Genomic DNA, 13,147 nt, shown 5'->3' with positions numbered 1-13,147 from the left:
GGGTGCCCGTCCGCACTATAACAGCGCCCGGATCGCGCTACAACGAAGCTGAATCCGCCTCGACGATGTCGGCGTCGTCCTCGGGCAGCAACCGCCGCAGCAACTCCGGCAGGCGATCGACCAGCTCCGACCGCGGCACGACGATCTCGGCGCCGGCGACTCGAGCGGCGCGCAGATCCTTCGGCGACGTATGGCGCCCAAACGCCAGCACGCGCGTGCCCGCCGCGCTCGCGCGGGCGATCGCCTCGTTTGGCGCAAACGCCGCCTCGTGTACGTCGAAGACAGCAGCCAGCACTCGTGACTCGAGCGCAGCATCCAGCCGCTGAGCCGTATCGGCGATCAGCGGCGTCAGTCCCATGGCGGCCACCGCTCCCTCGATCCGCGTTTGGAAGAGCAGGTCCGACACGGCGATCACGACGGTGGCGGTCATGCGTCCATGGTATCGCAGTTCGCCCGCTATGCCGCGACGGCGCTGCGCTCGTCGGGTTGCCGCGAGATCGCCGTCAGCCACGTAACCACGAGTCCCGCCTGAGCGACGGCGTCCAGCAAGTAGACGCGCGAGATCCGCTTCCTTCGTGCATACACCACGTCGATCGTCGCCAGGGCGAGCGCGCTCGCCAGCGCAAGCACGCGCGTCTGCGGCGTGATCCTGCGCCGCAGCCCCGCCGATGCGATCGCGGCGCCGGCGATCGTCACGAGAGCGCCCACCGTCTTCACGAGCCAGCGGTCGGTCTTCGGCCCGGCGACCGCCTCGAACGACTGCATGTGGACGAGCGGCCACACGCCCGTCGCGATGAAGAAGATCCCCTGCGCGAGCGCGACCGGCTCTTCCGTCCGCGTGAACGCTTCGGCGGCCCGCCCCACCGCTCCTCGCTCGACGGATCGCTCCTCTTCCGGCAGCAACTCCGGATCGGCGTGGCGCATCACGTAGTCGTACGCCTCGAAGTCGAGCGCGCTGTCATCGACTCCGCCACGCGTGCCGGTGGGCGGTTCCGTGTGCGCTTCTATGGTCTCTCGCCTGCGCGTGTCATGAGGCATCGAGCATCCTCCTTCTGGCATCATCGCCGACGCTCCCTTGCGATTCAGCATCGCACTCCCGCCCATGCTTACGAACCGGCGGCAAACGCTCTCCCGCGCGATGGCACAATCTTGCGATCCGCGCGATACGCGCGTTGACTCAGCGGGCAGGCGGCGGCTGTGAGACTGCGTATGTACGTGCAGCATCGTGCGTGAGGGAAGCCATGAGCCGACGACAACGATACATGCGGACGGAACGCAGACGGCCCGATGATGATGATGATGGCCGCCCGAGTCCGGATGTCGAGCGTTTCGAGGAAGAGCGCGGGCGCTACGGCAGCTTCGCGATGTGGATGGTCGCGTTGCTGCTCGTCGCGACGATCGCCGCTATCGCCGGCACGATCATCTTCTGGCCGGACTGACCCCAAGCCGCCCCGGCTTCAGTTGGTATGATCCTCATGATGCCCCGGCCGGGGTGGCGGAATTGGCAGACGCAGCGGACTTAAAATCCGCCGGCCGCAAGGCCTTGTGGGTTCGATCCCCACCCCCGGCACCACGTAGCGGGGTAACCTGGCTATCGCACTGTCATCGCCCGCGGGCACAACGACGCCAGCAAGCGCACTCCCACAGCTCGTCCCGAAAGGAACTCGAGCGATGCAGAACAACCGCGAGTTGGAATACTACGCGACGCCGGGTCCGATGACGGAATTATCGCGGTGCGCGCGAGACGCTTTCGATGGCCTGCCCGAGGCGCCGGATGAACTCATGAAGGTCGTCCGCCGCCTGGTCGTCGCCGCCCTGCCCGCGCCGGAGGACCGAACGGACCCGCAGATCCGGCCCGCCGCATCGATGGTCGAGCGCATCCAGCAGCTCGATCCGTCCCCGCTCGTGGAGCCGCGTCCGCCGCACAAGCGCTTCGTCGGCAACTGCCGTCATTTCGCGACGCTCACCTGCGCGCTGTTGCGTCGCCAGCGGATGCCCGCCCGCGTGCGCGCCGGCTTTGCCGGATATTTCGAGCCGAACACGTGGGCGGACCACTGGATCATCGAGTACTGGCGCCCGTCAGAAGAGCGATGGGTCAGAGTCGATCCGCAGTGGGGCGACGCCTGGGCAAAGACTCGTGACCCGGACGCGACGTCGGAGTCTCTGGCTGGGAGCATGTATTGGTCGGGAGGCGAAGCCTGGCAGCGATGCCGCCGCGGTGAACTCGACCCGGACCGGTGCAACATGGGCGGCGTCAATTGGGGCATCGGCGAGGTCCGCGGGAGCGTGCTGTTCGACCTCGCCGCGCTCAACCAACACGAAATGCTGCCGTGGGACACCTGGGGCCGCATGGAAGCCGCTTACCGCGGCGAGACGGACGCCGCCTACGACGAGATGCTCGACGCGGTAAGCGCTGTGATCAGCGGCGGGGACTTCGACGCGATCGGCGAACTCTACGACCGCAACGGCGACTTGCAGGTGCCTCCGTCCTTGCTGCCTGCAACTGTTTCGTGAGGCAAGCCGAAGGGGCGACGCCAGAGGCTCGTCCCTCCAGAGACCGTTCCTCTCGGGTACAGGCGCGCTCCCGCTATTCGACGGTCAACGTCCCTTCCATGGGCGGATGCACCTGGCAGTTGTAGTAGGACACCCCCGGCTCGAGGTCGACCATGATCTCACTCGTGGCCGGACCCGCCACCAGTTCCGTCGCGTCGATCGGGTCCTCCGGCGCATCCTCCGAGTCGTACAACGCGAAGTTGTGCGTGACGCCGTCATCGCGGTTCTCGAAGACGATGGTCACGCTGCCCGCCGGCGCCGTCAGCTCGCTTTCCGTGAAATCATCGGCGTTCTCCGCCGCTATCTCGACTTCGGCCGCTCCGGCGCCTCCGCCAGCCCCGGGCGTGACCGCACCGTCCGCTGGCGTTTCGATGGCGCCCGCCGGCGTATCTTCGGCCGCCGATTCCGTCGCTTCGCTCGTCGCTTCGACGCCGCCGTCGCCTGCCTGTTCGGTCAGTTCAGCGATCGGCCCGCCATCGTCATCGTCGTCGCCGCCGCATGCCGCCCCGAACGCGGACGCCAGGACCAACATCGCGACGGCCGCGATGAACCGGAATCTCCTGTGCATAGCTTTCCTCCCGAGACTGATCTTGCTACTCAGTGTAGGAGCACCGGCTTGTGCCAACGGGCGCGTGGGGACGCTAGCCGTGGAGGAGACGTTGCAACTCGTCCGATCCCGCATTGAACGCGAAAGGAGAACGCCGCCAAGAACGCACGCCGCAGCAGTCGGTGATAGCTAGATCTGGCTGTACCCCGTGCCCGGCGCATCGATGCCGACGCCGCGCCCTTCCTCGATCCAGCGGAACTCCTTCAATATCTGCTGGCTGTACGTCACGCGTCCGGTGACCTTGTCGAGCGGTTCCGTCGCCAGCAGCAACGCCGCCTTCGCCATGATCTCCGGCGGCTCGCCGCGCGGGTCGTCGAGGCCGCTGACGAGCTTGTGGTGTACCGTCCCCGGCGTCGGCACGACCTGCGACGGCGAGAAGCACGTCACCGATACGCCGTCCTGGTACACCTCCGCGGCCAGCCCCTGGCTAAAGCGCTCGAGCGCCGCCTTCTCCGCGCCGTAGCAGACCGAGCCGCGATACAGCAGCGCCTGGCCGGAATACGGCCCGCGCCCGGGCCCGATCGCCGCCGACGATGAGATGTTCACGATCGCGCCGCTCTTGCGCGGCACCATGTCCTGCAGCACGAGCTGGCTCAGCACGAACGGCGCGTGGAAGTTGACCGCCCACGAGCGCATCCAGCGGTTGATCGGGTAGTCCTTCACCGGCACGAAATACGTGAGCGCGGCGTTGTTCACCATCACGTCGACGGGGCCGTAGGCATCGCGCGCGGCCGCGACCAGCCTTTCGCACTCCTCCGGTTCGGAGATGTTCGCCGCGACGGCCGTTGCTTCGCCGCCCGCCTTCTTGATGTCGTTCACGGTTGTCTCCAGCGAGCCTTCGTACTGGTGCTCGCCTTCGCGCAGGGTGCGCGCGGCGCAGACGACCCTGCCGCCCTCGCCGGCGAAGACGCGCGCGATCTCCGCGCCGATACCGCGGCTCGCGCCCGTGACGACCACGACCTTACCTTCGAGCTTGCCCATGTGAGGCCTCCTTCACTTGCTCGCCGAGTCTCACACGATGAGGCATCAGCCGCAAGAAGCCTTACGCCGACCGCCGCGCCTCTGAAGGCATCGACATATCGCCGCGCGCGCGACACAATGATCGGCATGAAGGTCGAAGCCATCTACGTCGCGCCGGTGAAATCGCTCGGACTGAGCCGCCTCGAACGGGCCGAAGTCACCCCGCGCGGGATCGCCGGCGACCGCGCGTTCATCATCGTCTACGCGCGCGGTCGCGTGCTCACGCAACGCGAATGCGCGCCGATGACGCGCATCGTCGCCGCATACGACATCACGGCCGACCGCCTGAGACTGGAGTTCCCCGACGGCGCCGTCGAAAGCAACGTGGTGACCGGCGGCACGCTTGAAGGCAGCTTTTACGGCTCTCCGATCAAGGCGAAAGCCGTCGCCGGGCCGTTCGATGACAAACTCTCCGTGTTCGCCGGCCAGCCCCTCCGCCTCGCGAAGGTCGACGAACACAGCCATGCGTTCGACGCCCACCCGCTGTCGATGTGTACCGCCGCGTCCGTCGCGCACCTGCGCTCCATCGCTGCGTTCGCTGCGCTCGACGAGCGTCGGTTCCGGCAGAACGTGTACGTCTCCGGCGCCTCCCTCGCGCACGAGGAGGACTCATGGATCGGCCGCAACGTGCGCATCGGCGGTGCTACGGTCGGCGTGCTGATGCGGGACTCCCGTTGCGTCATCACCACGCACGATCCCGACACCGGCGAGACCGACATCGACACGCTGAAGATGATCGCCTCGTATCGCACGGATCAACCAAAGGAAGTGAACTTCGGCGTCTACTGCGACGTCGTCACGCCCGGCGCGATCGCCGTCGGCGATGACGTCGTGCCTTCGCCGGGTGTCGAGGAGGCTGCCTCGTGAGTGAAACGATGGACGCGATCGTGACGGCGATCGTCGAGAACCGCCGCCGCTTCGAGGCCTTCTGCTATTCGCTCAGCGAAGACGAACTGAACCGGCCGGTGCCAAACAGCACCTGGATCGTGCGGGACTTCGCGTCGCATCTCGATACGCTCGATCGCGCGATCATCGGCTGGCTCCGCGCGCTGGCTGCCGACGGCGAGTCGCTCGACGCCACGCGCAACGCCGATGGCAGCGCGTTCGACGTCGACGCGTTCAACGATGAGCACGTTGCGGAGCGCCGCGCATGGCCAACGTCGCGCGTCTTCGAAGAGGCCGAACAAAACCGCCGCGAACTCATCGATGGCCTGCGCGCGCTCACCGACGAGCAGGTCGAAAGGCCGATGCACTTCGCCGGCGACGCCAAGCGGCGCCCCGGCGACCTGCCGCTGAAGACGTTTCTCGTCGGATGGGCCCAGCACGATCCGATCCACGTCGCCGACATGCTCAGAGCGCTACCCGAGCGGGTGAACGACGTCGAGTTGCGCAAATGGCTCGACAACCCGTTCGTCGCCGGCTACCAGGCGATTATGAACCGGGCGGGAGTGTAGGCCGCGCCGGGCGCTCCGCCTCGACGGCCGTCGCGTCGATCGCTTCGCGCTCGACCTCCGCGAGATGCTCGTCCAGCACGCGCGCGGGCGTCATGCGCACCAGGAGCGCCATGCCCACGACGAGCACCAGCACGTCATCAATCTGCCCGATCACCGGGATGAAGTCCGGCACGAGGTCGATCGGCAACGCCAGGTACACGACGATCGCCGGCAGCAGCGCCCGCACCAGCAGCGGGATGCGCTCGTCCTGGAGCAACCGCCGCGCAAGCATCAGCTTGTGTCGCCACGGCAACTCCTTCACGCGCCCGGCGATCGCCTTCGTGCGCTTCGACGCCAGCCACCACACGATGAGCGCCGCCAGCAGCAGCGCCGCGATCGTGCCCAGCACGACGATCAGGGCGGTCTCCCACCACGCCAGGTCCATAGTTCGAGATTATCGCTTATCGCTTCCACGGGCGCGCCGCCGCGCGATTCGGCTGGCCTTCCTAACAGGTTCATCGCGTTCGCTCTCGATCCTAGTCACGCGATCCGCCACCATGCGGCGACTCGCGTGAAGGAGATCGCATGTCCTGGTTCGATAGCGCGCGCTTCGGCATGTTCGTGCACTGGGGCCACAGCAGCCAACAGGGCATCGAACTGTCATGGCCGCTCGCCGGCGGTCACGCCGCGCTGCCGAATTGCACGGAAGTCTCGGTCGAGCAGTATCACTCGTCCGCGGCGACGTTCGACCCGCGTGCGTACGATCCCGCGGACTGGGCGCGCCGCGCGAAGCGGCTCGGCATGCAGTACGCCGTCTTCACCGCCAAGCACCATGACGGCTACGCGATGTATGACACGAAGGCGTCGGACTTCTCGGTCATGCACTCGCCGTGCGGCAAAGACATCTTCCGCATGTTTTGCGATGCCATGCGCGCCGAAGGCATTCGCATCGGCGTCTACTTCTCGCTGATCGACTGGCACCATCCCGACTACCCGGCGTTCGAGGAGACGGACAAGCCCTACGTGTTCGCGAAATGGCGCCAGCCCTCCGCCGAACAGTGGGCGCGCTACACGGAGTTCATGTTCGCGCAGGTCCGTGAACTGCTGACGGACTACGGCCGCATCGACGTCATCTGGTTCGACGGCGGCTGGGAGCGCTCCATCCCGCAGTGGCGTTCGATAGAGCTTGAAACGATGATCCGCGAACTGCAGCCGGAGATCCTGATCAACGACCGCCTGCCCGGCGTCGGAGACTTCACGACGCCCGAGCAGTTCGTGCCGCCGCAGCCGCTCGACCGCGCCTGGGAGACGTGCCTCACGATCAACGAGAGCTGGGGCTACAACCCGTCGGATACGGAGTTCAAGTCCGCGCGACGGCTGATCCACACGCTGTGTGAGGTGGCGGGAAAGGGCGGCAACTTGTTGCTCAACGTCAGCCCGATGGGCGACGGGCGTCTGATGCCGGAGCTGGTCGAGCGTCTCGACGTCATCGAAGCGTGGCTGCGACGCAATGGCGAGAGCATCACCGGCACGGCGCCCGGGCTGGAGCCCTGGCAGTGGTACGGGCCGTCGACACGGCGCGACAACGTGACCTACGCGCATCTGCTCATGCGCCCCTACGATGACGTGACGGTGCGCGGCGTGCGCATCAACCGCGTGCGCTCGGTCCGCGCCCTCTCGAACGGCGCCAAGGTCGCGTTCTCCGGCCGCGCCTCGATCGTCGACACGCTGCTCAACCGCGATCCGCTCGGAGAGCTCACCATCGCGGTGCCGCAGGATGCGATCGATGAGCACGCGACCGTGATCGCGATCGAGTTTACAGAGGCGCCGGTCTCCTAGCAGCGATCACTTCGCGCGGCGGCGCGGGCCCCGCCTATAATCGTCGGATGTGGCGAGATTTCACCGTCGATCATGCAGGCGTGCGTATCGCCGCTCGGGATTATGGCGGCAGGGGTCGCGACGCCGTATTCATCCACGGCGGCCCGGGTCAGAATTTGGCGACCTGGGACCACTTCATCCCGTTGATGGACGCCGACATACACGCCATCGCGCTCGACATGCGCGGCAACGGCGCGTCGAGCGATGCAGACGACTACTCGTACGAGGCGCTCGCGTCCGACATTCACGCCGTCGTCGAACACTGCGACCTCGTCGCGCCGCTCGTCGTCGGGCACTCGTGGGGTGGACAGCTCGCGGTCTGCTACGCGTCCCGGCACACGTGCGGCGGCGTCGTCGGGATCGATGGCTGGATCACAGACGTCTCGACCGAGCTAGGAGACGACGTGTGGCGGTCGATCGAAGAGTCGTACGCGGAGGACCCCTTCCTCCGCTTCGTTGGTACGGCAGATGAGTTGGCACACGTGCTTAGGGAGGTCCAGAGGCTATACGGCGATTCAGCGGTGGCCGTCGCGGGCCGTCAGTTCGTCGAGTGTGATGACGGGCTGTACCGGTGGCGGCGTTCCGTCCCCGAACTGGTCGCGATCCAGCGTACGATCGACCGAGAAGGCGTCGTGCTGAAGACCGACTTGTACGCAAGCATCCAGTGTCCGGTATTGCTCATCGGCGGGGAGCACAGTCCAGGTGACCGCGATCCGCGGCTGGGTCCGTGGGGGTTCAGCCGCGACGCCACCGTACCGATCGCGGAGCGATTCCCGAACGTGCAGTGCGTGTGGTGGCCGTGCGGCCACGACATCCCCCACGAGATGCCGCGGCAATTGGCGCAGACGCTGAAAGACTTCGCGACGGCGCTTCCGTAGCGCTTACTTCGGCGCGGCGGCCCGCTCGCGCAAGTTCCGCAGCCTTTCGATCTGGCGCGCATCGCCGATCCGCCTTGCGATGCGCTCAGCGCGATCGATGATCCGCCCCGTCTGCTTGACGCGCCCCGTATCGACGAACAGCGAGGCAAGCTCCACGAGCGCGCTCGCCTCCTCGATGCTCGCGCCGATCTTGCGCGCGAGCGCCGCGCTTTCCCGCAGGTGCGTCGTGGCCGCTTCGGCGTTGCCCAGTCCTCGCTGCGCGACGCCGATCAGCCGCTCGCCGCGCGCTTCCATCAGCTTCGCGCCCGACGCGCGCGACCGTTCGACGACGTCGGTGCCGCGCTTGAGCGCATCCCGCCACCGCGATTGCGCCAGCCGCACCTCGACGAGCTGCAACTCTGCCTCGTCGAGCATGCCCGCCGCCCCGACCTGGCGCAGCAGCCTGATCCCGCGCATCACGTGAAGGTCCGCCGCGCCGGCATCGCCGCGGATCAACGCCCCGCGCGAGAGATTCACCTCGGACAACCCTGCCAGTGCCGCAAGCCCCGGGTTCGCCGCGTGCGTCGTCAGCACGTCGCGCAAATGTTCCTCCGCCTCCTGCACACGGCCAAGTGCCAACAGCACTTCGCCGATGTTGTTGTGGATGATCGCCGCGTGTGTCACGTTGCCGAGTCGCGCGTCCGCGTGCAGCGCGTCCTGGTAGTAGTACAGCGCCTGGTCCATGTTCCCGAGAAGCTGATAGCACGACGCGAGATTGTTGCCGGCCGCCGACTGCCCCCGCAGATCGCGCAGCTCGTGATACAGGCGCGTGCTCGACGTCAGGTGCCGCACCGCCTCCTTCAACGCTCCCTGCTCGATGTACGAGTTCGCCAGCATGTTGTGCGCGTACGCCATGATGCGCCGGTCGCGGCTCCGCCGCGCGAGCGTCACGGCGCGCTTGCCCCAGTCCGTCGCCTCGGCGTACTGACCGCGACGAAAGAGCGTCACGCTCTTCGATGCCATCACCTCCGCGGCCACGCTCGCCGGCCCCGATGGCAGCCGCTCCAGCGCCTGGTCGATCCACGACAGCGCTTGCTCGTAGTCGGAGCGCCGCTCGTACGAGACGGAGATCTTGCGGCAGATCAGCGCCTCACGTGCCTTCGTCCGCAGGTCCGCGTGTACGTAGCGGGCGCGCCGCGCGGTGCCGCGCGTCAGCCACTCGCCCAGCGAGGTGAAGTACGCATCACCCGCCTCGCGGTGGCGTCCCGCCGAATCGAGCGCATCGCCAAGACGCTCCAGCACGATGCTCCGGTCGATGCGGGCCTGCGGACCGATCTCGTCGAGACCCTCCAGCGCCGCCTGGTAGTGGTTCGCGGCCTCCTCCGTGGCAAAGATGGCCGATGCGCGGTCGCCGGACACCATGCCGTACCGCGCGACCCGCCCCCAATCCCGCGCCGCACCGAAATGGTGCAGCAGCGTCTCCGCCATCGCACCAGCATCTTCCCGCTGCTCGATGTGCTGCGCGAGCGTCCGATGCAGACGCCGCCGGTCGGCGTACAGCAGCGTCTCGTATGCCACCTCGCTCGTGAGCGTGTGCGCGAACGCGTAGCGACTGTCATCGCGCTGCAAAAAGCCGGCGGCCAGCAGCCGGTTGCACGCGCCCGCAACGTAGCTTTCCGTCACCGACGTTTCCAGTGCCAGCACCGAAGCCAGTGCGAACGACGGCCCCACCACCGACGCCAATCGCAACATTTCGCGGTCCGAACGTCGCAGCGCGTCGAGACGCGCCAGCACCACGTCGTGTACCGTCTCCGGCATCGACGAGCCCGCCGGCGCCTGGGCCATTTCGATCATGAACAGCGGATTGCCCTGCGCGCGCGCGACGATCGCGCCGGCGGAGGCATCGTCGCTGACGAGCGGCGCGATCAGCTCGCGCGCTTCGGCGGGTCGAAGGCCCTCCAGCCGTATGTGCTGCTCGGGCGGACGCGCGGCGAGCGGCTCCGGCAGCGCAGGCTCGCGCGTCGTCACGTAAACCGCGAATGGCGCCCGCACGCGCTGCAAGACCTCCGCCAGCAGCTCGATGGACGCCGCGTCGCTCCACTGCGCGTCCTCGAACAGCAAGAGCAGCGGCGTCTCATGCGCCTTCGCCTCGACCACCGCTACGACGAGCGACGTCAGCCGGTCGCGTCGCGCTTTCGCGTCGAGCGATGTGAAAAGTTCGTCGGCGCCCACGGGCAGCCCCAACAGATCGGCGAGCACGCCGGCGAACTGCGCCTGCGCCGGCACCGCCCGCGCGATCTCGGCTCGAAGCGCGGCAGCCGCCTGCTCGCGCTCGGCACCCTCCTCGACGCTGGCCAATCGCCGCAACGGCGCGAGCCACGCCCCGAACGGCGTGCCGGAGGTGTGGCTGCGGGCGGTCGCGTGCAACACGCTCCAGCCGGCGAGCCGTTGCGCCGCCTCGGCGGCCAGCCGCGTCTTGCCGATCCCCGCGGTGCCGGAAATGGCGCACCACGCAGGCTCGCCTCCGCGCGTGCGCTCGGCCGCTGCGAGCAGCGCGTCGACTTCCGCCGCGCGTCCCACGAACGGCAGCCCCTGCGGCGTGCGCGCCTCCGTGCTCGCCCCCGACGTCCCGGCGAGCGCGAACAACCGGACCGGCGCGCTCTTTCCCTTCACGCGGATCGCCTTGCGACGCCGCAACGTAAACGCCCCGCCGAGTCGTTGCGCCGTGCTCTCCGAGACCAGCGTCTCTCCCGGCCTGGCCGCCGCCATGAGCCGTGCCGCAAGGTTGACGGTATCGCCGATCACGGTGTACTCGCGACGCGCCGGCGAGCCGATCTCTCCGGCGAACACCGGCCCCGTATGGACACCACCCTGCTGCCGGAGATCGAGCCCGGATCCGGCAAGCGCCGCCGACAGCTCGATCGCGCACCGTATCGCGTTCGCTTCGTGCTCCTCCGTGAGCGTCGGCGCGCCGAACAGCACGATGAACTTGTCGCCATGGTCGGCGACGTCGTTGCCGAGCAGCACGCCGCCGTGCCGTGTGACCGCCGTTGCAAGGATGTTGGCGTACGCGTTGACCTGCCGCAGCGTCTCATCTTCACCCGAGCGCGCGAGCAACTCCGTCGTTCCGAGCAGTGTCACGAACATCGACGTTACGCGCCGTTGCTCCGACGGCAAGCCGACACCGTCCTCGAGCGCGTCCGCCACGGCCGGCAGCACGTAGCGCCGCAGCACGCTGTCACCCGTAAGAACCCGTTTGTCCCGCGCCATCGGCGCCGCGACGTTTGTCGACTGCACGCGCCACACGCCGCTGTCCGTTGGCATGGTCCGCGCCGCCGATGCCATGGCGCTCGCTGCTGCTTCCGTCGCGACGACCTCGCCCGGTTGAGCCGCCGCTTCGACCGCCGCTGTCTCGTTCACGTCGTGCCCGAGCAGCAGGTACTGCAACACGCCGTCACCATTCCCCGTCGACGCGGAGAAAAAACGCCCGGCGTGGATGCCGATGCGCATGCGCAGCACGTAGGCCTGCCCCGCCACCTCGACGCGTCGAAACTGCGGCATGTTTCGCTGCATCTCGAGCCCGCAGGCGGCGGCGCGCGCCGCCCCGTCGGCGGCGTCGAAGTAGAGCAGCATGGCGTCGCCGCCAAACTTCATCTGCACGCCTTGCCAACGGTCCGCGACGCCGAGCATCGTTTCGAAGAAACGATTCAGCACGCCTGCCATGAGTTCGGCGCCCTCGCGCCCCAACGACTGGAGGCTCTCCGACATCGACGTGAAACCGGTGATGTCGCAGTGCATCAGCGCGCCGTCCAGCCACTCGTACCAGACCGGCGAGGGCCGTTCGGCCCCGTGCCACTGTTCGATGAGCGTCTCGGGCAAGTACGGCCGAAGCGCCGCTGCGCTCGCAGGTGATGAGAGCTCTGCCGCCACGCGCCGATCTTACTCCCGGCGAGGTCGCCGCGAACGCAGCCCGCCAGCTTTTCAACAACTATCTTGCCGGGAGGCCGGTGATGAGCCCGATGGGCGGGCCGCTAGCTTGCGCTGCCAGTCGGCCAGCGCGCGCGATCTACTGGGCCGGGAGCGTCGCTCGCTGCCATCGACGCCATCGACGCCGGCTCGCGGTCTTCGAGGTGCCCGTCTTCGAGCCAGACGATGCGGTCCGCATACTGCAGCGTGCGGTGGTCGTGGCTCACGATCACCACCGCCGTGCCCATGTCGTGCGCGATCATCTGCAACAGCGACATCACCTCCGCGCCCCGCTTGCCATCGAGGCTCGCCGTCGGCTCGTCCGCCATGATCACGACCGGATTATTCACCAGCGCTCGCGCAATCGCGACGCGCTGCCGCTCGCCGCCGCTCAGCGTCTTCGGATAAGCATCCTTGCGATGCGTCATGTCCAGGATCGACAGGATCTCGGACGCCCGCGCGTGGGCTTGCTTGCGCGGCACACCGGCCCTCGCGAGCACCAGTTCCAGGTTTTGCATGACGGTGAGCGCATCCAGCAGGTTGAACTCCTGGAAGACGAAGCCCACCTTGTGCAATCGCACGCCGGACAACTTGCTGTCGCCCAGTGACGAAAGCGACTCGCCATCAATGAGCACTTCCCCCGACGTCGGCCTTCGCAGCGCGCCCGCGATGGCGAGCAGCGTCGACTTGCCAGCGCCTGATGGCCCCATGATGATCACGACCTGCCGCTCCGGCACCTGCATCGACACCGACCGCAGCGCGTGCGTCGGATTGTCCTTCGTGCCGAATTGCTGGCTGACGTTCACCAGCTCGATGACTGCTCGCTCGCTCAT

13 protein-coding genes and 1 tRNA gene are annotated in these 13,147 nt (G+C 67.7%); 7 read left to right on the top strand and 7 right to left on the bottom strand.

Translation table 11 applies throughout. From position 1 onward, the window contains the following. Positions 1 to 37: 37 nt before the first annotated feature. Both WEB52_10115 and WEB52_10110 read right to left on the bottom strand, forming a co-directional pair. Positions 38 to 430 carry a hypothetical protein gene (locus WEB52_10115; protein ID MEX2226788.1) on the bottom strand — a complete coding sequence of 131 codons (393 nt, stop codon included), beginning with the start codon at positions 428 to 430 and terminating at the stop codon, positions 38 to 40. 26 nt (positions 431 to 456) lie between these two features. Further along, on the bottom strand, positions 457 to 1,038 hold the full coding sequence (locus WEB52_10110) for a hypothetical protein (protein MEX2226787.1): 582 nt from the start codon (positions 1,036 to 1,038) through the stop codon (positions 457 to 459). Between the two features lie 203 nt (positions 1,039 to 1,241). Between WEB52_10110 and WEB52_10105 the strand changes: the two genes are divergently transcribed. From WEB52_10105 to WEB52_10095, 3 genes are all read left to right on the top strand, one after another. Then, complete coding sequence (locus WEB52_10105; GenBank protein MEX2226786.1) at positions 1,242 to 1,439, top strand: hypothetical protein; 198 nt, start codon at positions 1,242 to 1,244, stop codon at positions 1,437 to 1,439. Between the two features lie 47 nt (positions 1,440 to 1,486). Continuing rightward, positions 1,487 to 1,573 (top strand) — tRNA-Leu (locus WEB52_10100). Between the two features lie 98 nt (positions 1,574 to 1,671). After that, positions 1,672 to 2,514 (top strand): transglutaminase-like domain-containing protein, encoded by an 843-nt coding sequence (locus WEB52_10095; protein ID MEX2226785.1) that lies wholly within the window; start codon positions 1,672 to 1,674, stop codon positions 2,512 to 2,514. Positions 2,515 to 2,587: 73 nt separating this feature from the next. Here WEB52_10095 and WEB52_10090 read toward each other — a convergent pair whose 3' ends face one another. Beyond that, positions 2,588 to 3,121 (bottom strand): cupredoxin domain-containing protein, encoded by a 534-nt coding sequence (locus WEB52_10090; GenBank protein MEX2226784.1) that lies wholly within the window; start codon positions 3,119 to 3,121, stop codon positions 2,588 to 2,590. A gap of 168 nt (positions 3,122 to 3,289) precedes the next feature. Further along, complete coding sequence (locus tag WEB52_10085; protein ID MEX2226783.1) at positions 3,290 to 4,141, bottom strand: SDR family NAD(P)-dependent oxidoreductase; 852 nt, start codon at positions 4,139 to 4,141, stop codon at positions 3,290 to 3,292. Between the two features lie 126 nt (positions 4,142 to 4,267). Here WEB52_10085 and WEB52_10080 point away from each other — a divergent pair, with 126 nt between their 5' ends. Next, a complete protein-coding gene (locus WEB52_10080) occupies positions 4,268 to 5,047 on the top strand; it encodes an MOSC N-terminal beta barrel domain-containing protein (protein ID MEX2226782.1) in 780 nt (259 codons plus the stop codon). Beyond that, positions 5,044 to 5,634, top strand: a complete 591-nt coding sequence (locus tag WEB52_10075) for a maleylpyruvate isomerase N-terminal domain-containing protein (GenBank protein ID MEX2226781.1) — start codon at positions 5,044 to 5,046, stop codon at positions 5,632 to 5,634. Before WEB52_10080 ends, WEB52_10075 begins: the two co-directional genes overlap by 4 nt. Here the strand turns inward: WEB52_10075 and WEB52_10070 are convergent. Next, positions 5,612 to 6,058 (bottom strand): DUF1232 domain-containing protein, encoded by a 447-nt coding sequence (locus tag WEB52_10070; GenBank protein ID MEX2226780.1) that lies wholly within the window; start codon positions 6,056 to 6,058, stop codon positions 5,612 to 5,614. The two genes, WEB52_10075 and WEB52_10070, sit on opposite strands and share 23 nt — an antisense overlap. 140 nt (positions 6,059 to 6,198) lie before the next feature. Here WEB52_10070 and WEB52_10065 point away from each other — a divergent pair, with 140 nt between their 5' ends. Next, a complete protein-coding gene (locus WEB52_10065; protein MEX2226779.1) occupies positions 6,199 to 7,452 on the top strand; it encodes an alpha-L-fucosidase in 1,254 nt (417 codons plus the stop codon). Between the two features lie 47 nt (positions 7,453 to 7,499). Next, positions 7,500 to 8,369 carry an alpha/beta hydrolase gene (locus WEB52_10060; protein ID MEX2226778.1) on the top strand — a complete coding sequence of 290 codons (870 nt, stop codon included), beginning with the start codon at positions 7,500 to 7,502 and terminating at the stop codon, positions 8,367 to 8,369. A gap of 3 nt (positions 8,370 to 8,372) precedes the next feature. Here the strand turns inward: WEB52_10060 and WEB52_10055 are convergent, their stop codons facing one another. After that, positions 8,373 to 12,278, bottom strand: a complete 3,906-nt coding sequence (locus WEB52_10055; GenBank protein ID MEX2226777.1) for an adenylate/guanylate cyclase domain-containing protein — start codon at positions 12,276 to 12,278, stop codon at positions 8,373 to 8,375. A 101-nt stretch (positions 12,279 to 12,379) separates the two neighbouring features. Beyond that, a complete protein-coding gene (locus tag WEB52_10050) occupies positions 12,380 to 13,147 on the bottom strand; it encodes an ABC transporter ATP-binding protein (protein MEX2226776.1) in 768 nt (255 codons plus the stop codon).

It is taken from the genome of Dehalococcoidia bacterium, assembly GCA_040902535.1.
Taxonomy (GTDB): domain Bacteria; phylum Chloroflexota; class Dehalococcoidia; order DSTF01; family JACRBR01; genus JBBDXD01.
The sequence above is the reverse complement of the archived record's forward strand: the minus strand, read 5'-3'. Positions and strand labels throughout refer to the sequence as shown.